This is a genomic window from Nitrosomonas sp. Nm51 (assembly GCF_900111165.1).
Taxonomy (GTDB): domain Bacteria; phylum Pseudomonadota; class Gammaproteobacteria; order Burkholderiales; family Nitrosomonadaceae; genus Nitrosomonas.
In genome coordinates this window covers 27,865-52,431 of the sequence record NZ_FOGH01000017.1, presented here as the reverse complement: position 1 = coordinate 52,431, position 24,567 = coordinate 27,865, and the positions used below count along the sequence as shown (strand labels likewise).

Genomic DNA, 24,567 nt, shown 5'->3' with positions numbered 1-24,567 from the left:
GGATTACAAAAGTCCAAATCAATTTGAAGCAGAAGCAACAAAATACTCGACAAAAGTGGCTTAACTGAGGTGTCCGGTTTTACTTGACCAGGTCAGACTTATTACTGCGTATCAAAAATTCGGGAACAGATTAACAGACAAAATGTGCTGCATTGAATCCAGTCTGGATGAATTTCTTCTGTTCAAATACTGATTCAAATACCTAATCTCACCCGTGACCACCGGGCTGAACTTGTACGCAAATCCACCGAAAACACGGTTTTGATCGAAACCACTCTGAAAACCCATGTCGACATCATTGAAGTTCAGGAAGATCTCGTTTGCAATAACAAAACTGAGATTGGATACTATTGGGTACTAATCGGTATACCGAGTTTGAATAATTGGCGGAAGCAGTGCTGCACATCCGTGCTACCGGGAATATTGAAGAAGCGTTGTTCGAGACGTGTACGACTTTGAGGATTACCAAAAGAGAATTTGTCACTCCATAACAACTGCTGCCAGATACGGGCGGCCGGCAGGAATCCAACCATAACCCAGCCAGACACTGGTTTTCTCATTCAACACATAACCGATACCGGGCCTGACAATACCTTGCGCAAACCTGGAAGCGTTGGTACCGAAACACCCCAAAATTTCCTCTTGCTGTAACATTTCCCCAGGTTTGAAAATCTTCTGCATATGCTGTGGTGGCTGATGCTGTTTGCTATCAGCACAAGAATCGTTGAAACCATCATAATATTCGGTTTTTTAAGTATATATTTACTCCCATTTCCGTTCGAAGCTATTAAAGCTCGTCTTTATAAATTATGATTAAGATACGCATTATCTAAATGATTATTTATTAAATAATCATTTAGATTCATACTTCGTTACATTGCTTATTATCTACTATAAAAAACGACCGATTCCTAATTAAATCAGCCTAATAGAACCAGTAACATCTTTGACATAACACAATATTGGGCAGAGTAACGCGAAATGTTAAGGGTGCTTGTGGAAAGAACGGTCTATCCGCCTCATCCGAATTCATCCAAACTAACTATATAATTCAGATGGTTTATTTGTTCTCTTGTATGGGGGAATCATTTTCATGATATTTGAGTTTTACTGTGTTAGAATATTTTCAAGTTATGATCGAGGGAATATTTTACACGTCATATGTTGTTTATATATTCACAGATTTATTTTTTTATTCAAAGTATTAGTATATCGGATACTATAACACGATATCAGAAGCAAACGAGTGTAAATAATGGTAAGTAAATTACAGTTTCAAAAAAAGAAAAGCATGTCTCAACATGAATTTCTAGGTGATTATGGTGCGAAAAAGCAGTCAGAAGCAGTTTTGTCTGCCTCAATGATGGGGCAAGCGATAAGAATGTTCGTGCGCGATGCAAAACAGTTTTCCAGTCCTATAACGGTCACAGGCTATGAAAGCGCCAGAATCTGATTTCTATATACATCAGGTGTACCAGCTGTGCTGTTAAGTGAAAAGTCGGAATAAGCGCGCTCGGAACGTCACAAGTATAAGTGAACGCTATTTGAGGCAGAGCTAACGTATGTGCTGCAGCAGTGGTCAAATGAATGTCTGGTTTCGCCAGCATATGTGGTATCCGGCGATTTACAGTATTTCCAGGCTGTTCCACCCGCAACTGTACAGCGCTTCGAATTTCATTGCGTCAACTACACGTTACTTGACGACCTTAAAGCCGCAGCCAGCGGAAAATGTCACGTATTTGAATTTGCGAGTTATCTTGCAGAATTCTTCAACCGTTTCAATCACCGTTTTGATTTGAGATTGCTATGATATTGTTGCCATGGCCAGTAATAATAAAAAATTTGCATATAAATAAAGCAATGACATGCAACAAATAGTAAGGGTTACCATATTTAAACTGAAGCGTCTTTTGGTTAAATGTGCAAGCTCGCACTAAACTCTGGTTATTCACACGCTATCTTTTTGATTAACCCTATCAATACCGCTTTTGTATGTAACAAAATTCAAAATAACTGCCAAAAAGTTGCGTTATTAGACATTTGGTTACAGCGGATTAGTCCGTTATTGATTAAGGTATTTCTGAGGAATGATTCAATATGGCCTAGAGTTATTTGAGACTGATATCTCGCAATCTCTTTATGCAGATTATATTTTGAGATGTAAGTGTCCTTTTAAATTATTGCTGTTTATTAGTCTGCAATTTTTAACAACCTTCTAGCAAGCTGTATTAAATCTGATATTTACGGTTAATTATAGATTGGAACAACAAATGATTAAAGTTTATAAGAACATAATTATTGTAACTTTGTATGTATTATTTTTGCTTTTTTGCGGTACCCTGTCAGCACAAATTTTTACCCCCACAGACAACATTCCTGATTTTGCAGCAAATCCAACTATTCAAAGCGCCAATAGCGGCAACTGGTTTGATGCTGCTACATGGCAGCAAAACAGAGTGCCAGGTGCGGACGATGTTGTTCTGATTGAGCGGGGGCATGCTGTTCATTACAACGGTATCAATAATGCGCCTTTGGCCGTTCTTGGTGTTAAGGGAACGTTAACATTTAATACTACAATCAATACCAGAATTAAGGTTGGTACGATTTTGGTGTACCGTAAGGGCAGGTTAGATATTGGGACGTTATCAAGCCCTGTGGCTCCTAATGCCAAAGCAGAGTTAATTATTGCAGGCCGGCCTTTAGCCACTTCGCAACCCGATCCGGTGACTGGTGTTTATGATCCTGTGCAGTACGGAACCGGATTAATTGCACTTGGTGAAGTTAATATGCATGGTGACGAAATTCCGGAGACGTGGCTGAGGGTATCCCAAGAGCCTTTATTAGGACAAAATACCATCATCCTTGAATCAAGTCCTTTAGGTTGGTCGGTTGGCGATAAATTGATATTACCAGATACGCGCCAGCTTCCTATAGTCTGGCACCACTGGAGCGAACCCTTGGTTCCAGCTGAGCTGCATTTGGAAGAGGTGGAGATTGCGGGTATCAACGGAAATACGATCACGTTGACACAACCATTGCAGTACAATCATCTCGGCGGGCGTGATAGCTCGGGTACCATTGTTGGACTGCCACATGTAGGAAATCTGACAAGAAACATTGTTATACATTCGGAAAATCCAGAAGGTGTTAGGGGTCACGTAATGTTTACCGAAAGAGCAAAGGTGGACGTACGGTATGTGGCATTCGTTGATATGGGAAGGACCACCGCCGACGCGCTTGACAATACCGTCATTGAAGATGGTGTTGTAACACATATAGGTGTTAATCAGGCTGGCCGTTATTCAGTGCACATGCATCATCTCATGGGACCTGTCAACCCGGATAATACCGGCTACCAATATGTCTTTGTCGGCAATGCCATTGACAAGGGTAAAAAGTGGGGAATAGCGGTACACAATACACACTTTGGCGTGGTTGACAATAATGTTATCTACGATGTTCAGGGCGCAAGCCTCATGGCTGAGGAAGGAAACGAACGCGAGAACGAGTTCACGAATAACTTTGCAATCAAGGCAGGCACGCCTTTTACAAGCCTCCATGAGCCAAGATACGGCGGTGTGACAGGTGCAGGCAGGCCGCTTAAATTCTCTGACTACGGCTACGAGGGCTCTGCATTCTGGTATACCGGAAATGACAATATAGACACCGGTAATGTTGCAGCGAATGCAGCTTTTGCCGGCATAATGTACAACGCACGCCCACGAGGTTTTGCGAATAACCAGCCACTGGTTCCGAATGTCAGGGGTGCCGACATAAATGATTTATCTTTATGGACTGATTACAAACAAGCCTGGGCTCCATCAGTCCGGCTATCAAAAAATAATGAAGTGTACGCAAGCGCGGTGGGGCTGTGGGTCAGCTTCGCGGGTATCGTCGGCAAGATCAGCGACTATACCATGTGGAATATCAGACAGAACGGCCTATACTCTCAACGCAATGTTTCTGCTGAATACGAAAACATAACGATAGTCAGCGATCCGAATATCTCCAATCAAAACTGGAGGAGCACATACAGCAGAGGTATTGATCTCTCGGCACCAAGATATCAGGCTGGACACAACATCATACACAATTTCAGAGTTGAGGGATTTAATCTCGGCTTGGATTTACCAACTTTCCAGCAACCCGACGATCCTCAGCTCGGTGTGCTGCCGCCACATATCACAGTAATTGAAAACGGATATCTTAAAAATTTCGTAAATGTAAGAGAAAATTCGCCTATTGGGTCTACTAAAAATACGCTGCTTAGAGATATCGAGTTTTTGTTTTCTGCCGGTCCGGCGAATAAACACTTATCGGAAAATCCTGCAAATATCGTTGCCGTTTTTGGAGGCTCGTTTTCGATATCCGCTAGGACCAGGGAATCGCATCTATACATACAAAATTACAACAAACAACCAGGCGATGATTTTGAATTTTACTTTTACGAACAGGCGCCTGATTATGTCATGGACGACGTTATGGAAGATGGAAAATTCGCTAATCCGAACGATAATTGTCCTACTGTTGGTTTAACCAATCAACAGTGCTGGGATCAGCACCGAGTTGCGACGTTAAATAAAATTGCGTCATGCAGCGACACCTCCCGGTCTGAGATTCAAGGGTTTACATGTCCCATAGAAGATATTCAGTCACTTAATAATCTTTTAAATAAAATTCAACTAAACCCATAGTCTGAGAATCATATTTGCCGAAGCATTGACGAACGAATCAGATTGTAGCAATAACAAGCGGGGCAAACTTGAACGTGTCCACGTTACTAAAGTAAAAAACGTTGTTGCGCTGTTAATGATTAAAGCAGCGCAACAATACAAAACGCACTTAATTTTTATCCTGTCTGAATGTTTTTCAAATTTTGCTATGGCGCGAATCCTCTCCTACACCTTGGAGCAGGATAATAAACTTAATATTCCGTTTAACGCTTTAATAACAGATTGGCGCCGGACATATTCTCGATCACCGTTAAAACGACACGTTTCACTGGTCAAAGTGACATCTTTCAACATCCAAGCAAAACAAACGGTGCCAACCGGTTTAACCTGGCTTCCTCCATCAGGTCCCGCTATTCCGGTAATAGCGACAGTTACCTGAGCGCGGCTGTTTTTTTGCGCGCCAAGAGCCATGCCTTGTGCCGTTTCTTCTGAGACGGCGCCGTACTTTTCAAGTGTAACCAAGCTGACATTCAGTAACTCATTTTTAGAAGAATTGCTATAGGTTATAAACCCGCGCTCATACCATGCAGAACTGCCGGCTATTGCCGTAACAGATTGACCAAGCCAGCCACCTGTGCATGATTCCGCACTGGCCAGGAATAAACCTTTTTGACGGAGGCATTCTCCTACTTTCGCTGCCAAATGCGTAATAACATTTTCATTGTCACCGGATTTTGCATTGATAACGCCCATTGCCAAACCAGCATTCCTTAAAAGAAGCTTTCAAATAATACCCAGGCCTTCCACCCAGACAAGCACAATAATGTAAAAAATGCCGCTATTATATCGTCAAACATTACGCCAAAACCGCCCTTCAGACGCTGGTCGTAAAATCGAATAGGTTGCGGCTTGACGATATCAAAAAAACGGAAAAGCACAAACGCGGCAAGCTGCCAGGCCAATCCCGCTGGCGTAAAACACAATACCAGTAAAAACGCAACAGTCTCATCCCAGACAATCCCACCATGGTCAGGTACTCCCAATGCCTTACCTGTAACACCACAAGCCCAAATACCGAGAATAAAAAATACATCGATCAACAGCAACAAGTGAATAGGATCAAAATAATGATCGAGAATCCAGAATAATGGAAAAGCGATAAGCGTACCGACTGTACCCGGTGCTTTCGGGCTTAATCCGAAGCCGCCTGAAAAGGCTATAAAATAGGCTGGATGCGCACAAACAAATACGATATCTGGCTGTTCAACTGATAATTTTGTTGAGCCATCGCTTGAATTGCCATGCGTTTTAGGAAGTAAAGTGTTCATAACCTCTTTTTACCACTGTAACTTCTTTCCCTTCCGTATCAATCACTGACAGGCCGGCTCCCTGTTTGATTTCTCCAATAATTACAAGTGGAACCGGTAATGACTGTGTCATACGTTCAATTTTGCTACGGTTTTTTTTTGGTGCTGTGAAACAGAGTTCATAATCATCCCCTCCAGCAAGCAGGCATTCCAGGGCCAACGATGACGGCATATACTGCTTCATCACCGCTGAACATGGTACAGCTTCCAGATTTATTTCGGCAGCACACATTGAACTGGTCAAAACATGCCCTAGATCGGCCAGCAACCCATCAGAAATATCGATAGCACTATGTGCCAAACCAACCAGATGCTGTCCCAGATCAACACGTGCCGTTGGTGTAAGCAAAGCAGGCAAGCAAAATTCAATTTCCCGCGGAGTCAACCTTATTTCCTGCAAAAGGTGTTTGAGCGCCAGAGCAGCGTCGCCGAGATAACCCGAAACCCAGATATCATCATCCGGCTTTGCTCCGTCACGCCGTAAACAACGTTTTTTTTCAATTTCTCCGATAATCTGCACACAAATATTAAGTGCACCAGACGTAGTGTCGCCGCCAATTAGCGCAATCTGGTAAACCTGCGCCAATTCGTGAAAACCGTTTGCAAATTCATTTACCCAGGTTGCGTGCGACTCAATCAGATTCTCCGGCAGTGTTAATGAAAGCATTACCCATCGTGGCTTTGCCCCCATTGCCGCCATATCAGACAGATTGACTGCCAGTGATTTTTGACCCAGCTTATAGGGATTTGTATTTTCAAAAAAATGCCTTCCTGAAACCAGGGTATCCACCGAAACAACCAACTGCATATCCGGCGTTGGCGATATAACAGCGGCATCGTCGCCAATACCGAGCTCCACCCCCGCTACCGGACGCTTGAAATACCGCTCGATAATAGCAAATTCAGATAATTTTGATTCAGACACTTGCGCTAGCATTTGAAAATGCCGGAAAATGTATAACAATTACATCTTTGATGCGGTTTCAACAACGCGTAATTTCACTGCCAGTTTATCCAGCACACCGTTGACATATTTGTAACCGTCACTGCCACCGTAAGTCCTTGCCAGTTCGATCGCTTCGTTAATAATGGCACGATACGGCACTTCAAGAAAATGAATCAGTTCATAGGTGCTTAACAACAATATTGCATACTCAACTGGACTGAGTTCTGTTAATGATCTGTCAAGAAAAGGCTGTATTGTTTTTTCTAAATTGTTGATATCACACATGACGCCTTTGAACAGATTAGTAAAGAACAGCTCATCGGCACGGATAAACTCACCTGCCTGACGTAATTGCTCCTCAATGGAACCAGCCGAACCGCCAGCTAACCGCCACTGATAAATCCCCTGCAGTACGAATTCCCGCGCAATCCGGCGACGGCTTTTACACCTTATGGGTTTTTTCTGTACAGATGTTTGCATTTTAGTCAGCGCTGTGCTCATCCAGCTGAATCAGTAAATTACCCATTTCCACTGCTGTCCTCGCTGCATCGATACCTTTTAGACTCATGCGCTCAATTGCCTGATCCATGGTATCCGTCGTCAAAACGCCATTTGCCACAGGTATTTCCGTTTCCAATTGCACCTGTAAAATACCACGCGCCGATTCATTGGCTACCACATCAAAATGATACGTATCACCTCGTATAACAGCTCCTAGCGCTATCAAAACATCAAATTGATTTGAATATGCCAATTTTAACAACGTAGCTGGTATTTCCAGCGCGCCCGGTACCGTTAGCAGCAAAATATCCGCATCCTGTACACCAAGCTGTTTTAATTCATCTGTGCACGCACCCAGTAATCCTTCCCCTATATCTATGTTAAACCGGCTCATAACAATGCCGACACGCAAACCTTCACCATCAAGTTCCGGTTCGAATTCAAGGATATCGTCATAATAGGCCATTGCTGCTCCTTTGATTGTCTAACATTTTCTAATTTGAGAAGAATCACGCCTTGTATCAGACATCTTTCTGGTAATCCGTCTGTTAACGTGCTCAAACATCAACATAACTGGTCACTTCAAGACCGAAACCTGTTACGCTTGGCATTTTTCTGGGTGTCGCCAATAACCGCATTTTTCCAACATTCAGATCTTTCAGGATCTGCGCACCAATGCCATGATCCCGCAAATCGGACTTATTCCGATCCGAAAAACCCGACTGCCGCAATTGAATCCGTTCAATCAGCCTATCAGTACTCTCCTCGCTGCGTAATAGCACGATAACACCACTTCCGGCATCAGCTATCATACGCATGGATTCATAAATACTCCAGGAATGCGTTTTATCGCGAATATCCAGCAGATCAATAACGGACAAGGGTTCGTGCACACGCACTAATATTTCAGCATCAGGTACTATATCACCCTTTGACAAAGCAAGATGAATCATACCAACAGTCTCATCCCGGTAAGCAGTCAGAAAAAAATGACCATATACTGTTTCAATAGCGCGTTCCGCAACCCGCGTTATCAGGCTTTCCGTTAGACTACGATAATGGATTAAATCTGCGATTGTACCGATTTTTAGCTGATGTTTTTCGGCAAACGCTATTAAATCAGGTAATCTGGCCATACTGCCATCAGCCTTCAAAATTTCGCAAATAACCGATGCTGGAGTCAGACCGGCCAATCTGGCCAGATCACAACCTGCTTCAGTATGCCCTGCCCGTGCAAGTACGCCGCCTTTCTGCGCCATTAACGGAAAAATATGGCCCGGCTGAACGATATCTTTGGCTTGTGCATCCACTTTAACCGCCGCCCGTATTGTCGTTGCACGGTCAGCGGCTGAAATACCAGTCGTAACGCCGCTCGCCGCTTCAATGGACAAAGTAAAATTGGTGCCATGCGGAGAGCGATTTGCAGATACCATTAATGGCAGATTCAACTGGCGGCAGTGTTCTTCCGTTAGTGTCAAACAAATCAGTCCTCTGCCATGAGTAGCCATAAAATTAATGGCTTCTGGCGTTACAAAATCTGCTGCAAGAACCAGATCTCCTTCATTTTCTCTATCCTCCTCATCGACGAGGATAACCATCCTGCCAGACTTTAATTCAGCAATTATTTCTTCAGCGGTACTGATTTTCATTTTCCCGATTTCCTGAATGAGCTAATAAGCTTTCGACATAGCGTGCCAGCATATCCACTTCCAAATTGACCTGTAAGCCCGGTTTTAATGTATTTAAAGTCGTGTTGGACAAGGTATGCGGTATTAAATTGACGGAAAATTCATCGCTCATGACCTGGTTAACCGTTAAACTGACGCCGTTTACTGTAATTGAGCCTTTACAAGTAATATAACGCAGCAAGCGTTTTGGCGAACGAATCGTCATCAGGTAATTGCCTCCATCTTCATCTGAAGCTTCAAACCTGCAGACATCTCCGGTTGCATCGACATGCCCGCTGACAAGGTGGCCTGCCAACCGGTCAGACAAGCGCATGGCTTTTTCAAGATTTACCGGTTGGTCTATTTTGTTTAGGCCACAGGTACAACTCAATGTTTCAGGCGAAACATCTACAGTAAACAATGAATCCGGCAGTTCTGTTACAGTCAGACAAACACCGCTGACAGAAATACTGTCGCCTATCGACACATCGCTCATATCCATAGATCCTGGATAAACGACAAGACACAGACCATTTTCTCCACTCTGCTTGAGTGCATTAATCCCAATTATTTTTCCGGTTGCCTGGATAATCCCTGTAAACATCGCTTCGTTCGACAATGGCTAAATTATTAAGAATCTTCAGTTGTGACACGCTTTAGTATTTCATAGTAGGCGCGTACAGAATTGGTTAATGTCACTGCTTCATCCCCACGCGCATGACCATATTGTATTTCTTCAGCATAGTGCTGCCTGTTCAGTAACGGCAACATTTTTTTTAAATCTATCCATAAATCCGGATTTAAGTTGAAACGTTTAGCCAGTGTGCGTGCGTCGATAACTCGCCCATATCCCTGATTATAGGCGGCGAGCGCTATCCAGGTACGGTCTGGTTCCGAAACACTTTCCGGCAGCTTTTCCTTTAACAATTTTAAATAACGCGCGCCTGCAAGTATATTCCGGCGCGAGTCTGTCAGATTTTTGATACCCATTCTTCTTGCGGTTTCCCGTGTCAGCATCATGATGCCACTGACTCCGGTAGGTGACCTGGCTTTGGGGTTCCAATGCGATTCCTGATAGGCTAAAGCAGCTAACAAACGCCAGTCGATACCGGTTATGCGGGCTGCCTGAAAAAAATATTGCTTTAAGTCTGGAAGCCGTGAATGGATTTTGTTTTTGAAAAAATAAATATCGCCTGGACTGAGCTGATGATAGGGTCCATTATAACTATCCAATAACTGACCCAGCACGCCTTCTTGTTCAATTCTCTCAAAAAATTCATTGACTCTGTCAATCAGCAATTTTTCTGTGTACTTAGGAAAAATCCAGCGGCTGGCGGAGACATCCAGTTCGAAAGCGCCTCTAACCTTAGGGTAAAAATGGTTGGCTTTTTTGATATGGAAAGAATCTGCAACAGTATAGTCAATTTCACCGTTTTCCAGTTTTGTCAATAATGCCTCGCTTGACTGTGCAACAGCAGTCCATGCCAAACCAGGTACTTTCATCTTCATTTTCTGCAATTGATATTCGTGGGTCGAGCCAACCGGAACTTCAACAAGCTTCCCAACAAGCTGCTGAATGTCTCTGGGCTCAAAACGGCTTGCATTAAAGGCGATTTGATGATGCGTATGTAAATACACCGGACCTAAAATAAAGCGGGAATCTTGATTATCGGGGATATCCAAACCGATAGCAAAATGCGCCTGATGCTGTTGCAGCGCCGCTAACGCGGATTCTATTCGGGACATTATAATAAAACGAATCTCCAAGCCGATTTCTGCCGCGAACTCATTGACTAAATCATACGTAATACCAGAATAATGTCCTTCGGAGTCAATATAAAAATTATCTGTATGTACAACTGTAATAACCACTAATTCATTGGTCATTGCAAATGGCGATACCGGTTTACCGGATGGAATACACCCTGATAACAAAATGCCATAAATTGTTATCGTGGCAAACCGCTTTATCGCTGTACACATAACTTATTTAAGTACATATATATCGAATAAATAACAAATCAATCAAGCACGCAGAATAAGCAAATTTAATGTGTACAGACTAAAAAAATGGCGCGCCCAACACGATTCGAACGTGTGACCCCCGCCTTCGGAGAGCGGTACTCTATCCAACTGAGCTATGGGCGCGATATTTGACAATGGACAATGCAGCCGTGCCGATAAAGGCGAGAGCATAACCTCTTTTATTCGAGCCGTCCAATATGTATCCCATCTGTCACAGAAAATAGATTTAATTTATTCGGATCGATAAGGAATGATCAACTTGAACCAATATTACATCACTATACTTTCAAATACTTGGAATCTTTTTTGAACTGAATAGCACAATCATAACTGAGCAGTGTTTAATCTGATCTGGAGTTTTTACAAGCGTTATCTGGTTGAAACCAGGCATAAACGTGTTTTCGTTGCGGATTGACGTTTTCTCATCGGCTGGACTTGTGAAATTGGGATATTGATGATTTAGTATTCAACCCATGGCAACCTAGCTGCTCGCATCATTCATACTTGAATCTTTCATCGACTACCTACTGATACCGGCTTGACGGGCAGCAGTATGGTAAGAATTGCTATGACATAGACAGCTACATTTTTAAACGTCTATGTTGGTCGCGCGTAGCGCATTATTCTCGATAAATGCTCTACGCGGCTCAACCACATCACCCATCAATGTTGTAAAGATCTCATCCGTTAAAATACTGTCCTCAATTTGCGCGCGCAGCAGTCTTCTGTTTGCGGGATCCATCGTCGTTTCCCATAACTGTGCTGGATTCATTTCACCAAGACCTTTATAGCGTTGAATACTAACGCCTTTTTTCGCTTCGTCGAGTAACCACTCAAGTGCCTGTTTAAAGTTACTGACAAATTGTTTCTTTTCACCACGCTGAATAAATGCGCCTTCTTTTATCATTCCTGCAAACAGTTCATACGTTTTCTTAATCTGTGCATAATCACCGCTATGCAGAAATTCCTGATCCAAATGGCTAACCTGCACATTTCCGTGTGACAAACGCTCGATTCGAAGACGGTAACGCTCATTCATTTCATCATATTCTGCTTTGATTTCAGTGTCCTGAACATATTCACCAAGGCGTTTTGCACTGTTTGTCGCATTTTCTTCATTGCTTAAATCAATTTCCGGTTGATGCAGTAATGCATACATAACTAAACTATCTGTTGAACGGCTCATGCGCTCTATCACAGCCTCCGCCAGTAGATATTCTGTGGCAATCTTTTCCAATGTTTCCCCTGTTAATGGCGGCTTGTCAGTTTCCGCATAAAATTCAGCGTCAGTTAATGCCAAACTCAAAATATACTGTTTTAGTTCATAGTCATCCTTAAGATAACGTTCTTTTTTTCCGTGTTTGATTTTGTAGAGCGGCGGCTGCGCTATAAAGATATGACCCCGTTCAATCAATTCGGGCATTTGGCGGTAAAAGAATGTCAACAGCAGTGTGCGGATATGCGAACCGTCGACATCAGCATCGGTCATGATAATGATCCGATGGTATCGCAGTTTATCCGGATTATATTCATCCTTACCGATTCCCGTGCCTAATGCAGTTATCAGCGCAATAATTTCCTGTGAGGATATCAGTTTGTCAAATCGCGATTTCTCAACATTCAGAATCTTTCCCTTCAGTGGCATGATCGCCTGAAATTTCCGGTCGCGGCCCTGTTTAGCGGATCCTCCGGCTGAATCGCCTTCCACCAGGTACAGTTCACAGCGTTCCGGATTTTTCTCCTGGCAATCTGCCAGTTTTCCCGGTAAACCCATAGTATCGAGCACCCCTTTGCGGCGGGTTAACTCACGCGCTTTACGCGCGGCTTCGCGTGCTCTTGCGGCATCCAGTATTTTGTTACAGATAAGTTTGGCATCGGCCGGATTTTCTAAAAGAAATTCCGCCAGTTTCTGAGATACGATTTCTTCGACAGCAGGCCTGACTTCCGAGGAAACAAGCTTTTCTTTAGTTTGAGACGAGAATTTCGGTTCGAACAGTTTTACCGAGAGCACACATGACAAGCCTTCACGCATATCGTCACCCATTGTTTCAACCTTGGCCTTCTTCGCCAGTTCATTTTTTTCAATATAATTATTGAGCGTCCGTGTCATTGCAGCGCGCAAACCGGTCAAATGCGATCCGCCATCTTTTTGCGGAATGTTGTTGGTAAAGCACAGCACCTGTTCGCTATAGCTGTCACTCCATTGCATGGCGACTTCAACTGTAATGTTGTCTTTTAATCCCGATGTGTAAAAAATACTGGGATGCAAAACGGTTTTGGTGCGATTAATATATTCAACGAAATTTTTGATGCCGCCCGAGAAAGCAAATGTTTCTTCTTTTCCCTGGCGTTGATCGATCAACTGAATTTTTATACCGTTGTTCAGAAAGGAGAGTTCCCGCAAACGCTTGGCGAAAATATCATAGTGGTATTCGATGTTTCCAAAAATTTCCTTACTTGCCAGGAAATGTACTTCGGTACCGTGCCGCTCTGCGTCACCTACGATTTCCAGCGGCTTGACAGGTACACCCATACGAAATTCCATTTCATGAATGCCGCCGTCACGGCGTATTGTCAAATGCAGCCATTCCGACAAAGCATTGACTACGGATACACCGACCCCATGCAAACCGCCAGAAACCTTATAGGAATTATCATCAAATTTTCCACCCGCATGCAATTCAGTCATAACGATTTCTGCCGCCGAACGTTTCTGCTCGTCATCCTCTTTGATACCTGTGGGAATCCCTCTGCCATTATCATGCACGCTGACAGAATTGTCCGGATGCAGAATGACAATGATTTCATCGCAATAACCTGCTAATGCTTCATCGATAGCGTTATCGACCACTTCAAACACCATATGGTGCAAACCCGTGCCGTCACTAGTATCTCCGATATACATACCGGGACGCTTGCGTACTGCATCGAGTCCCTTCAGTATTCTGATACTGTCAGAATCATAGTCATTTTTGCTTTCAGGCAAGCTGTATTTTTCGTTATTCATGTAAGTGTATTTTTAAAGTTACATCAATGAAATAGTAGATTATATTCGCATGGGCATGATGACATACTTAAAATCATCCCGCCCAGGAATTGTGATTAAAACGCTGGATGCAGCATCGGAAAACGCAAAACGAATCGTATCCACCGATACATGATTCAAAAGATCGGTGAGATAGGTGATATTCAGGCTGTAGTCAATATCATTGTCACTATAGATTATGGCAATTTCATCAAATGCTTCCTCCTGTTCTGTATTTTTACAAATAACACCGAGTTTTTCGTTGCTGATGAGCAAACGTACGCCTTTAAGTAATTCGTTTGAATTTGAAAGAATGGAAACACGCTGCAATACATGCAGAAACGAAAGACGGTCAAGATCGAAAGTTTTATCGTTTTGAGTCGGTATAGCACGGTTAAAATTGGGATATTTTCCATCAATTACTTTCGAAAGTAATACAATATTTGAAAATGATAGTATGACTCTCTTTGAAAATATTTCTATACTGACAGGTGTTTTGTCATCTTTAAGGAGTTTGAGCAGTTCGATAACGGTTTTGCGCGGTAAAATTACCGACAAATTGACTTCGTTCGATTGTATCTGCGTCGAAGCAAACGCCAGCCGGTGTGTATCTGTCCCTACAGTGATTAATTCGCCATTTTCTACTGACAGTAAAACCCCATTTAAAAAATAGCGGATGTCCTGTTCTGCAATGGCATATTGAACATTGTTCAACAGGTTTCTGAGTGTATTTTGTGGCAAAGAGATTACTGCAGTCGATTCATTATCCTCTGTGATGGTGGGGAAATCCCCGGCAGGTAGCATTTGCAGACTGAATTGGCTATTACCCGATTTAATCTGCAGCTTTTCATCCTTTTTTAGGAATGAAACTTCGGCATCAGGATCAAGTGATCGAAGAATGTCCAGCAGTTTTTTTACAGAAACTGTCAGTGAAAAATTCTGATTTTTTCCTTTTTTAACCGTAGAAGTTGTTTCGATCTGCATTTCCGAATCAGATGTCAGAAAGCGAACCGTACCTTCGTTGTTTTCAATCAGTACATTCGACAGGATAGGAAATGTCTGCCGTTTTTCTACAATACCGGCGACCATCTGCAGTGGTTTGATCAGATTATCCCGGTTTGTTTTGATTAATATCATTTAAATAAATATTTGATAATAGCTAATAAGCTGCTAAAAAAACGTGAATAGCTATAACTATTCTTTAGTAATCAATAAATTGTGGCTATAATAACCATTGTATAACAGGCGGGTAATACGGTGAATAGTTTGTGGATAACATAAAAAAATTATTTAACTGGTCGGTTATTCACAGTTTATTAAAGAGTTATCAACAAGGTTTTCGGACATATTTGAATTTTCTTTTTATTTACCCGCGTAAAATATGTATCAGTGTATTGTAATCACGATTAATTGCGGGATCGGATGCGCGTAACGCGTTAATTTTACGATGACCATGAAGTACCGTTGTATGATCGCGTCCGCCAAATGCTTCGCCGATATCGGGCAGACTGAGCGTTGTCAGTTCCTTGGCAATAGCCATCGCCATTTGACGGGGCCTGGCCACAATGCGAGACCTTTTTTTCGAATATATTTCAGATACTTTTATTTTATAGTAATCTGCAACTGTTTTTTGAATGTTTTCGATTGAAATTTGCCGGTTTTGCACAGCGAGCAGGTCTTTCAACGCTTCTTTGGCGATTTCAAGCGTGATGTCCTGTTCGACAAATCGGGAAAAAGCCATGACCCGTTTCAACGCCCCTTCCAGTTCCCGGACATTTGAGCGAATATATTTTGCAATGAAAAAAGCAACATTTTCATCGAGTTTTAGTTCTTCCTGTTCTGCTTTTTTGATAAGAATGGCGACCCGCATTTCCAGTTCCGGCGGCTCAATGGCTACTGTTAAACCCCAGCCAAAACGTGATACCAGCCGCTCTTCTAGACCAGAAATCTCTTTGGGATAGGAGTCGCAGGTAATGATCACTTGTTTATGGGCCTCAATAAGTGCATTAAAGGCGTAAAAGAATTCCTCCTGGGTTCGGTTTTTTCCACCGAAGAACTGTACATCGTCAACGAGTAAAAGATCCAGTGAATGATAATAAAGCTTGAACTGATCGAATGATTTATGTTGATAGGCATTGACAACGTCAGAGACGTATTTTTCCGCATGTACATAGCGGATTTTCGTCTGCTTATTGCTTTCATGAATCAAATTGCCGATGGCTTGAATCAGATGGGTTTTACCGAGACCGACGCCACCATAAATAAAGAGCGGGTTATAGGCGATACCGGGTGATTCGGCCACCTGAATAGCACCTGCACGGGCTAGCTGGTTGGCTTTTCCAGTGACAAAATTATCGAAAGTGAAATTGGGATTGAGTTGGCTCGATGTTTTTTTGCTGGCTTTGGGCCGTTCAGAATGTACTGGAACAGGCGTTTTTTTTTCAACCTTGATGGGTTTTCGCTCGACCTTTGCAGGATCCGCAATTTTCAGCTGAAACTGAATTTCTCTTTCAAAATGCGCTTTCGCAATGCTTTGAATATGGGTGATAAAATTTTCCTGAACCCATTGCAACACAAAACGGTTGGGCGCAACGATCACGACCTCGATTCCGTTTTCATGGGTGTTTCCTTCAAGATGTAAAGGTTTGATCCAGGTGTTGAACTGTTGCGCATTCAATTCATTTCTAAAATGTTCAAGACAAGATAACCAAAAAGTACTAAATGACTGCATGATTCAACTATTATTAAAATTAATCGGTATCCGGCATGAACTGTTTTAAAAGAAAAGTTTTTTGCATAGTGACCGGTTTCAGTCAACAAGTAAATTCAACGTTATCTATTAACCTGGTTGTTCCAATTCTGGCAGCTGCAAGTACGGCAAGTTGCTGATCATCAGTACAGGCGGGTAACAGGGTTTGCCGATTAACAATGGAAATATAGTCAACTTGCCAACCTCTTCCTGAAAGATATTCAACAGCTTTTTTCTCTAATAGCAAAAAGTCGCGCTGACCGGATGCTGTTTCGCCAACGATAGTATTTAATGCCTGGTACAGATGACAGGCCTCTTGGCGTTCGGGTCCGTTCAAATATTGATTACGGGAGCTTAGTGCAAGACCATCCGCTGCACGAATAATTTCCGTATCCAGGATTTTAATCGGAAAATTGAGTTGTTGCACCATTAATCGAATAATATGCAGCTGTTGGTAGTCCTTTTTGCCAAAAATTGCTATATCTGGTTGAATAATATTAAAAAATTTTAATACGATTGTGGCTACACCTTGAAAAAATCGTGGACGGAATATACCTTCAAGCGTGTCGGCGACTGCGGGTAGCTGCAGCAGGATTTCCTGCTGAACGGGGAAAAGATTTTTTTCATCGGGCGCAAAAACTAAATCCACATCCAGACTACGTAACAGCTTGCAATCTGCTTCCATGGAACGGGGATATTGATTGAAGTCTTCGCTGGGTAAAAACTGGAGTGGATTGACAAAAATACTGACGACAACAAAATCAGATTTTTTTTTTGCTTTTTCAACCAGCGCCAAATGTCCAGCGTGCAGATTACCCATTGTTGGTACAAAAGCAATATGTTGTACATTTTTCAGCGTGCTGCGCAGCGCTGCTATGGTTTCGACAATTTTCAATTTTAAAATGGACTGTTATTAAAATTCGTGGATTTTGTCGGGAAACTGCCCTGTTTTAACCGCTTTGACATAGTTACGCACTGCATCCTGAATATTACTGGATTCAACCATGAAGTCTTTGATAAATTTTGCTTTATTACCCTGATACAACCCGAGCATGTCATATAAGACAAGCACTTGCGCCGTGCAATCTGCACCTGCACCGATACCGATCGTAGGAATTGATACCGTTGCAGTGATTTGTTTTGCGAGCGGTGCTGGTACTAGCTCCATCAATAACATTGCCGCGCCTGATTTTTCAAGTACCTTTGCCTCGTCTATTAACCGGTTTGCCGTTATTTCTGTATTTCCCTGAATTTTATAGCCGCCCAATTGGTGAATTGACTGTGGTGTGAGGCCGATATGTGCGCATACCGGTATGCCGCGCTGTGTTAAAAATTGAGTTGTGTCTGTCATAATGTGACCACCCTCTATTTTAACCATTTGGGCGCCTGCTGCCATGATTTGGCATGCATTTTCAAATGCGCGCTCGGGCGATAACTGTGCAGTGCCAAAGGGCATATCTGTCATGATAAAAGCTTTTTCAGCACCGCGTGCAACACAGCGCGTGTGATAAATCATATGATCCAGCGTAACAGGCAGTGTTGTGTCTTCTCCCTGAACGACATTTCCCAATGAATCGCCTACCAGCAGAACGTCAACGCCGCATGCCTCGAGCAATCGGGAAAAAATTGCATCGTAACAAGTCAGTACGGTAAATTTTTCACCATTCTGGTACAGTTTTAGTAAAGTACTGATGGAGGTTCTCATGTGGATAGCTTGATTATCGGGTATTCCATTGACAAGGGAAATGATCTTTTTTGAAACAGAAAAATCGTATTATCAGGAAAAATCCAGCCGCGTAATAATTTGATTGGAACATGCGGCAATCAGCTGGTTGATTTTACCATGTCCCGGAATGCAGCAGTCCGGCGCGATTTCCATTAATGGGTAAAGTACAAACGCGCGCTGCGTCATGCGCGGATGCGGTATCGTCAAATTTTCGCTGTTTAATTGCAACGTGTTATAAAGCAGAATATCCAGATCGAGGGTACGTGGTGCATTGCGAAACGTGCGCTTGCGTCCATGCTTGCGCTCAATGATTAATAATGCATTGAGTAGCTCGGCTGGCATCAATGCGGTATCGATTTTCGCTACTGCATTGATATAGTCAGGCTGCACCTGTTGTGCGATGGGCGCGCTTTGATACAGTGAAGAATGTTGTATTAAAGACATACCGGGTAGTGCGTCAATTTCTTCACAGGCGGAATTTATCTGCTTGTGCGGATTGTCAAGATTACTGCCCAGGGCAATATAAGCTGTTGCGGTGTATTGCGTGTTGTTTTGGGACATTGTCAGGATGCGGGTTTCTCTTTGCCGGCAGAAGCCGGGGTTTGTTTTGCGGAAGCTGCGTCTGAAGCTGGTTTACGGCGAGTGCGTTTTTTACGTTTTCTGGTTGAAGCCGGCTTGGGAATTAATTTTTCCCGATTATCCGGATCTGCGGCGACAAAACGCTTCCACCATGTTGCTAATTCTGGATCCATTTCTCCGCTTTCATTGCGCAGCAGCATGAAGTCGTAAGCGGCCCGAAAACGCGGGTGAGAAACCAGCCGGAGCGGCTTACGTCCAACGAGGGATTCGAACCGCGGCTGCATCGACCAGATTTCCGTAATAGCGGAACAGAAACGGCGCGGAATAGCAATATTTTTTTGTTGACTGGACAGCACATCATCAATCGCCTGGTACAGCGCGGTGAGCGACTGTTCGCCTGAATTCTTGTAGCTGTTCCAGGCTGCCAGCACTTCGTGCCATAACAATGCGGCAAATAAGAAAGCTGGCGATACATGCTTATTCTGTTGAATTCGCTCGTCAGTATTTTTTAGCGCAAGCGTGATGAAACGTTCTCCCAACGGCTGTTCCAGAATAACATCCAACATTGGTAACAGCCCATGATGCAGACCGCGTTGACGCAGATCGACAACACATGGGAGAGCGTGTCCCGATAGTAACAACTTGAGCATTTCATCAAATAAGCGTGCAGGGGGTACGTTTTGCAGCAACGGTGCCAGATCGCCTATGGGTTCTGCTGTACTGGGATCAATCTGCATATCCAGTTTGGCCGCCAGCCGTACTGCTCTGAGCATGCGCACGGGATCTTCCCGATAGCGGGTTACTGGATCGCCAATGATACGCAGTGTTTTGGCTTTGAGATCGGCATAACCATCGAGATAATCGTGAATTTCTTCGCTGAATGGGTCATAAAAAAGGGCATTCAGTGTGAAATCGCGCCGTACGGCATCTTCTTCCTGGCTGCCAAAAACATTATCACGCAGCAGTCTTCCATGTTGATCGATATAGTTTTTTATTTTGGATACAGCATTATCGTCGGGCAGTGGGCCACGAAATGTGGACACCTCTACTGTATCGTTTCCGCACATGACATGCAACAAACGAAAGCGCCTGCCAATAATTCGGGAACGTCTGAACAATGCGCGGGCTTGTTCGGGTGTTGCACTCGTGGCGATGTCAAAATCTTTTGGTTTGAGTTCGAGCAACAGGTCTCTGACAGCACCGCCTACGATGTATGCCGAAAAACTGGCTTTTTGCAGTCCATGTGCCACTTTTAGTGCGCATGGACTAATCAGATTGCGGTTTATCCCGTGCTTGCCAGACGGTATTATGCGTAGCTGCGCATCAGCAGTGTGAGTTATCGCGTTTCGTTTGAAAACTTGATTGAAAAATTTTCGGATCATTGCAAAATACAAAAAACACCTGCAGTGGATTATACACTGAGTCGTATGAAGAATTGGCGTGCAGGGCTTGAATTTGTCAGGTAAGGCGTGATGATTTCGTTGTATATTGATTGAACAATTGCTCATCCAGCACTTCAATCCAGTGCTTGACCGGCAGAGCCGTGCCGCTTTGCAAATGTGTCAGACAACCGATATTGGCGGTTGCGATTTTTTCCGGTTGTTCGGATTCGAGAGCGGTCACCTTATTTTGAAGCAATTGCTGCGACAGTTCAGGTTGCAGTATGGAATAGGTCCCTGCGGAACCGCAGCACAAATGACTGTCGGGCACGCTGGTGAGTTGAAAGCCGGCGGATCGCAGAATTTGCTCCGCCTGGTTGCGGATTTGCTGGCCGTGCTGAAGTGTACACGGAGAATGAAACGCAAGCCTGGTACCAACTGAACCGGTTTTGTGCTTTCTCAACAACGGCTCGAGTGTTTCCCGCTCGTTTGCCAGAATCTCGCCAATATCTCTGGTAATGGTTGAGATGCGCGCGGCTTTGTCTGCATAAGCCGGATCGTGGCGCAGGATATGACCGTATTCCTTGACTGTGACGCCGCAGCCGCTTGCTGTCATGACGATGGCTTCAATTTCATTACGTACGATATAGGGCCACCAGGCATCGATATTTTTGCGCATGGCACCCATACCTTCAGCTTGTGCGTTCAAATGGTAAGCAAGTGCGCCACAGCAGCCGGCTTGTGCAGACCGGATCAATGAAATGCCAAGGGTATCCAGAATACGGGCGGCAGCAGGATTGATGTTGGGCGACAGTGTCGGCTGTACGCAGCCGTCGAGCACTATCATTTTACGTTTATGACGCGTTGTTGGCCATTGCCGGCCGGATTTACTTGTTACCGGAACTTTTTTTTTCAAACTTGCAGGTAACAGCGGGCGTACGAACTGCCCGGTTTTGATCAGGGGCCTAAACAGCAGCGGATTCGGCAAAATCCTGCGCAACAGATAGCGCAGCAAATTTTTTCCAACGGGTCTTGTTACCTGTTTTTCGACTAAATCGCGACTGATGTCGACCAGTTCAGCATAGTGCACGCCGGATGGGCAAGTGGTTTCGCATGCGCGGCAAGTCAGACAACGGTCCAGGTGCAGTTGTGTTTTTTGGCTGACTGGTTGACCTTCGAGCATCTGCTTCATTAGATAAATGCGCCCGCGCGGACTGTCGAGTTCGTCGCCAAGCAGTTGGTAAGTCGGGCAGGTGGCCAGACAGAACCCGCAATGCACGCAGCTGCGCAGGATTGCGTCTGCTTCTTTTCCTTGCGGAGAGTTTTTAATGAAATCGGCGAGTCGAGTTTGCATGCGTAGAGTAATTTTAAAATTCTGGATAAAGACGGCCCGGGTTCAGTATGCCGGCAGGATCGAACTGTTGCTTCAACCGTTGGTGAATACCGGCCAGCGCCGGATTGAGCGGCTGAAATACCGGCGCAGCGCTGGTGTGGTTGCGGAAAAGCGTGGCGTGACCGCCGGTTTTTTGCGCTGCCAGACGTATGGAACCGGCAGTTTGTTTTTCCTGACAATTGATCCAGCGTAACGCGCCGTTCCACTCTATCAATTGTTTTGTCTGTGGAAACAATAGAGGCGGTGTGGTGGATTTGACCGACAGGCGCCACAGCGATACCGCCGGTTTAAAAAAATCGTGCGCGTGTTCGCGCACCGATTTCCAAAAAGCATCGCCTGCCGGGTATATTTCGCCGCCGAGTTGCGTCTGAGCGGCGCGAACAGCTGATTCTGCGCCGGATAAGCGCATATACAGTTGCCCGTTGATATAGCAGGTTGCGGAAATAGGCAATGGCCTGCCTGCCCAGCGATTCATATATTCAATCGCTTCCGCCTCGTTTATTTCCAGACAAACGGTCTGTTCTACAACCGGTAGCGGTAGCACTTTGAGTGAAATTTCAAGCAAAATGCCGAGTGTGCCCATTGCGCCGACCATCAGACGGGACACATCGTAGCCGGCTACATTTTTCATTACTTGTCCGCCAAAATGCAGGTCGTGTCCGGTGCCATCAAGTATGCGAACACCGAGCACAAAATCCCGTGCGGCACCGGTTGATGCGCGGCGCGGACCGGATAGTCCGGCAGCTATGCATCCGCCGAGCGTGGCGGTATCAGCAAAATGGGGCGGTTCGAATGCCAGCATCTGTTTGTGTTGATGCAACAGCGACTCAATGTCTGTCAATGGCGTGCCTGCGCGCGCAGTGATGACAAGCTCGGTCGGTTCATAATCAATAATGCCTTGATACGGTGAAACATCCAGTATCTGTGCCTGCTCTGAGGCCGGATTACCGTAAAAAGACTTGCTGCCCCCGCTTCGTATGTTCAGCGGCTGGCTGTTTTCTGCTGCTGCGCGTATGGTTGCCGAGAATTGATCGATAAGGACTTGTTGCATAGATAACCGGCGAAATTAAATTCAAAAACGGGGTAAATCAGAAAATTTTTCCGAGCCGCTGTGTACATGCATGGCACCAAGTTCCGCACAACGATGCAATGTCGGCACGGCTTTGCCCGGGTTTAGCAGTTGCTGTGGATCAAAAGCCGCTTTGATACCGTGAAACAGGCTTAGCTCATCAGGCGTGAACTGAGTGCACATCTGATTGATTTTTTCCATGCCGACGCCATGCTCACCGGTGATCGTGCCGCCGGCATGAATACACATTTCCAGAATTTTTGCACCGAATTCCTCGGTTTTTTCCAGTTCACCCGGGATATTGGCGTCGTACAGAATCAACGGATGCAGATTGCCGTCACCGGCATGAAATACATTCATACAGCGCAAGTCGTATTTACGTGACAGCGTTTCAATGCCTTTTAGCACATTTGCCAGATGTTTTCTTGGGATGGTGCCGTCCATACAGTAGTAATCCGGCGAGACCCGGCCGGCAGCAGGGAAAGCAGCCTTGCGACCAGCCCACAGACGCAGCCGTTCCACCTCGTTCTGCGATGTGGTGATTCGGGTTGCGCCGCTGGATTTCATGATGGTTTGAATGCGTTCGATTTCGTCGGCAACCTCTTCGGCGGTGCCGTCCGACTCACACAGCAGAATCGCTTCGGCACTTAAATCGTAGCCGGCATGCAAAAATGCTTCGACGGCATGAATCGTGATTTTGTCCATCATTTCCATGCCGGCTGGAATAATACCTGCAGCTATGACATTGGCTACTGCCTGGCCTGCTTTTTGAACATCTTCAAAAGTTGCCATAACGAGCTGAGCCTTTTCAGGAACAGGTATCAATCTGACAGTAATCTCGGTTACGATTCCAAGCATTCCTTCACTGCCTGTCATCAATGCAAGCAGATCATAGCCCGGGCTGTCCAGACCGTCACTGCCTATTTCCAGGCTTTCACCATCTATAGTAAGCATACGCAGTTTGAGAATATTGTGCACGGTCAAACCGTATTTCAGACAATGTACGCCACCGGAGTTCTCTGCAACATTGCCGCCGATTGAACAGGCGATCTGCGATGACGGATCGGGAGCGTAATATAAACCATGCGGCCTGGCCGCATCGCTGATGGCTATATTTCTGACACCCGGTTGAACCCGTGCCGTGCGCGTGAGCGGGTCAATTTCCAGAATGCGGTTTAATTTTGCCAGCGACACTAATACGCCTTTGGCATGCGGCAGTGCGCCGCCTGAAAGGCCGGTACCAGCGCCACGTGCAACAACGGGCGTCTGCGTAGCATGACACAGTTGCAAAATCTGGGCGATTTGCGATTGCGTTTGTGGCAGCACAACGATCATGGGCGTTTGCCGGTAAGCCGATAGACCGTCGCATTCATAGGGTTTGAGGTCTTCCGTTTCGTGCAAAACGGCATCTGCAGGTAAGATTGCACGCAGCTTGTTAATCAAATTGGTTGACATGTGTATAGTGGAA

The 24,567-nt window shown here is 44.6% G+C and carries 23 protein-coding genes and 1 tRNA gene; 2 read left to right on the top strand and 22 right to left on the bottom strand.

The annotated features are described in order from the left end of the window. Positions 1 to 111: 111 nt before the first annotated feature. From BMY60_RS16640 to BMY60_RS15735, 3 genes are read right to left on the bottom strand one after another with little or no spacing between them, the layout of a single operon-like run. Positions 112 to 351, bottom strand: a complete 240-nt coding sequence (locus BMY60_RS16640) for a DUF2490 domain-containing protein (protein ID WP_090332689.1) — start codon at positions 349 to 351, stop codon at positions 112 to 114. Beyond that, positions 348 to 533 carry a DUF2490 domain-containing protein gene (locus tag BMY60_RS16635; RefSeq protein WP_218141658.1) on the bottom strand — a complete coding sequence of 62 codons (186 nt, stop codon included), beginning with the start codon at positions 531 to 533 and terminating at the stop codon, positions 348 to 350. Before BMY60_RS16635 ends, BMY60_RS16640 begins: the two co-directional genes overlap by 4 nt. Beyond that, entirely contained in the window at positions 481 to 654 is a 174-nt protein-coding gene (locus BMY60_RS15735) for a DUF2490 domain-containing protein (RefSeq protein ID WP_218141657.1), read from the bottom strand. Before BMY60_RS15735 ends, BMY60_RS16635 begins: the two co-directional genes overlap by 53 nt. A gap of 637 nt (positions 655 to 1,291) precedes the next feature. Between BMY60_RS15735 and BMY60_RS15730 the strand changes: the two genes are divergently transcribed. Together BMY60_RS15730 and BMY60_RS07775 are read left to right on the top strand one after the other, a co-directional pair. After that, complete coding sequence (locus tag BMY60_RS15730; RefSeq protein WP_177166629.1) at positions 1,292 to 1,453, top strand: hypothetical protein; 162 nt, start codon at positions 1,292 to 1,294, stop codon at positions 1,451 to 1,453. Positions 1,454 to 2,270: 817 nt separating this feature from the next. Next, positions 2,271 to 4,694, top strand: coding sequence for a G8 domain-containing protein (locus BMY60_RS07775; RefSeq protein WP_090332683.1), 2,424 nt, complete (start codon positions 2,271 to 2,273; stop codon positions 4,692 to 4,694). A 204-nt stretch (positions 4,695 to 4,898) separates the two neighbouring features. Here BMY60_RS07775 and BMY60_RS07770 read toward each other — a convergent pair whose 3' ends face one another. From BMY60_RS07770 to BMY60_RS07680, 19 genes are all read right to left on the bottom strand, one after another. Then, complete coding sequence (locus BMY60_RS07770) at positions 4,899 to 5,426, bottom strand: CinA family protein (RefSeq protein WP_090332682.1); 528 nt, start codon at positions 5,424 to 5,426, stop codon at positions 4,899 to 4,901. A gap of 17 nt (positions 5,427 to 5,443) precedes the next feature. After that, positions 5,444 to 6,001 carry a phosphatidylglycerophosphatase A family protein gene (locus BMY60_RS07765; RefSeq protein ID WP_090332680.1) on the bottom strand — a complete coding sequence of 186 codons (558 nt, stop codon included), beginning with the start codon at positions 5,999 to 6,001 and terminating at the stop codon, positions 5,444 to 5,446. Continuing rightward, positions 5,982 to 6,965: a thiamine-phosphate kinase gene (gene thiL / locus BMY60_RS07760; protein WP_256250756.1), complete on the bottom strand. Its 984-nt coding sequence runs from the start codon at positions 6,963 to 6,965 to the stop codon at positions 5,982 to 5,984. Before thiL ends, BMY60_RS07765 begins: the two co-directional genes overlap by 20 nt. A 39-nt stretch (positions 6,966 to 7,004) precedes the next feature. Next, positions 7,005 to 7,466: a transcription antitermination factor NusB gene (gene nusB / locus BMY60_RS07755; RefSeq protein WP_256250755.1), complete on the bottom strand. Its 462-nt coding sequence runs from the start codon at positions 7,464 to 7,466 to the stop codon at positions 7,005 to 7,007. A gap of 1 nt (position 7,467) precedes the next feature. Next, on the bottom strand, positions 7,468 to 7,953 hold the full coding sequence (gene ribH, locus BMY60_RS07750) for a 6,7-dimethyl-8-ribityllumazine synthase (protein ID WP_090332677.1): 486 nt from the start codon (positions 7,951 to 7,953) through the stop codon (positions 7,468 to 7,470). A 91-nt stretch (positions 7,954 to 8,044) separates the two neighbouring features. Next, positions 8,045 to 9,136, bottom strand: a complete 1,092-nt coding sequence (gene ribBA, locus BMY60_RS07745; RefSeq protein WP_090332675.1) for a bifunctional 3,4-dihydroxy-2-butanone-4-phosphate synthase/GTP cyclohydrolase II — start codon at positions 9,134 to 9,136, stop codon at positions 8,045 to 8,047. After that, entirely contained in the window at positions 9,117 to 9,758 is a 642-nt protein-coding gene (locus BMY60_RS07740) for a riboflavin synthase (RefSeq protein ID WP_090332673.1), read from the bottom strand. The genes ribBA and BMY60_RS07740 overlap by 20 nt, the downstream gene beginning before the upstream one ends. A gap of 26 nt (positions 9,759 to 9,784) precedes the next feature. Then, positions 9,785 to 11,137: a membrane-bound lytic murein transglycosylase MltF gene (gene mltF, locus BMY60_RS07735; protein ID WP_090332672.1), complete on the bottom strand. Its 1,353-nt coding sequence runs from the start codon at positions 11,135 to 11,137 to the stop codon at positions 9,785 to 9,787. An 88-nt stretch (positions 11,138 to 11,225) separates the two neighbouring features. Further along, a tRNA-Arg gene (locus BMY60_RS07730) sits at positions 11,226 to 11,302 on the bottom strand. A gap of 466 nt (positions 11,303 to 11,768) precedes the next feature. Beyond that, positions 11,769 to 14,186, bottom strand: coding sequence for a DNA topoisomerase (ATP-hydrolyzing) subunit B (gene gyrB, locus BMY60_RS07725; protein WP_090332671.1), 2,418 nt, complete (start codon positions 14,184 to 14,186; stop codon positions 11,769 to 11,771). 39 nt (positions 14,187 to 14,225) lie between these two features. After that, on the bottom strand, positions 14,226 to 15,341 hold the full coding sequence (gene dnaN, locus BMY60_RS07720) for a DNA polymerase III subunit beta (protein ID WP_090332670.1): 1,116 nt from the start codon (positions 15,339 to 15,341) through the stop codon (positions 14,226 to 14,228). Positions 15,342 to 15,570: 229 nt separating this feature from the next. Beyond that, positions 15,571 to 16,935 carry a chromosomal replication initiator protein DnaA gene (gene dnaA / locus BMY60_RS07715; protein ID WP_090332668.1) on the bottom strand — a complete coding sequence of 455 codons (1,365 nt, stop codon included), beginning with the start codon at positions 16,933 to 16,935 and terminating at the stop codon, positions 15,571 to 15,573. Between the two features lie 82 nt (positions 16,936 to 17,017). Beyond that, positions 17,018 to 17,848 (bottom strand): pantoate--beta-alanine ligase, encoded by an 831-nt coding sequence (panC, locus tag BMY60_RS07710; RefSeq protein WP_090332666.1) that lies wholly within the window; start codon positions 17,846 to 17,848, stop codon positions 17,018 to 17,020. Between the two features lie 18 nt (positions 17,849 to 17,866). Further along, positions 17,867 to 18,658, bottom strand: a complete 792-nt coding sequence (panB, locus tag BMY60_RS07705; protein ID WP_090332665.1) for a 3-methyl-2-oxobutanoate hydroxymethyltransferase — start codon at positions 18,656 to 18,658, stop codon at positions 17,867 to 17,869. A 72-nt stretch (positions 18,659 to 18,730) separates the two neighbouring features. Next, on the bottom strand, positions 18,731 to 19,240 hold the full coding sequence (folK, locus tag BMY60_RS07700; RefSeq protein ID WP_090332663.1) for a 2-amino-4-hydroxy-6-hydroxymethyldihydropteridine diphosphokinase: 510 nt from the start codon (positions 19,238 to 19,240) through the stop codon (positions 18,731 to 18,733). Between the two features lie 2 nt (positions 19,241 to 19,242). Then, the gene (pcnB, locus tag BMY60_RS07695; RefSeq protein WP_090332692.1) at positions 19,243 to 20,640 is read right to left on the bottom strand and encodes a polynucleotide adenylyltransferase PcnB; all 1,398 of its coding nucleotides are present in this window, start codon (positions 20,638 to 20,640) and stop codon (positions 19,243 to 19,245) included. Positions 20,641 to 20,716: 76 nt separating this feature from the next. Beyond that, positions 20,717 to 21,991 carry a glycolate oxidase subunit GlcF gene (gene glcF, locus BMY60_RS07690; RefSeq protein WP_090332661.1) on the bottom strand — a complete coding sequence of 425 codons (1,275 nt, stop codon included), beginning with the start codon at positions 21,989 to 21,991 and terminating at the stop codon, positions 20,717 to 20,719. A 13-nt stretch (positions 21,992 to 22,004) separates the two neighbouring features. Further along, positions 22,005 to 23,081, bottom strand: a complete 1,077-nt coding sequence (glcE, locus tag BMY60_RS07685) for a glycolate oxidase subunit GlcE (protein ID WP_090332660.1) — start codon at positions 23,079 to 23,081, stop codon at positions 22,005 to 22,007. A 21-nt stretch (positions 23,082 to 23,102) separates the two neighbouring features. Beyond that, positions 23,103 to 24,554, bottom strand: a complete 1,452-nt coding sequence (locus tag BMY60_RS07680; RefSeq protein ID WP_090332658.1) for an FAD-linked oxidase C-terminal domain-containing protein — start codon at positions 24,552 to 24,554, stop codon at positions 23,103 to 23,105. Positions 24,555 to 24,567: the final 13 nt, after the last annotated feature.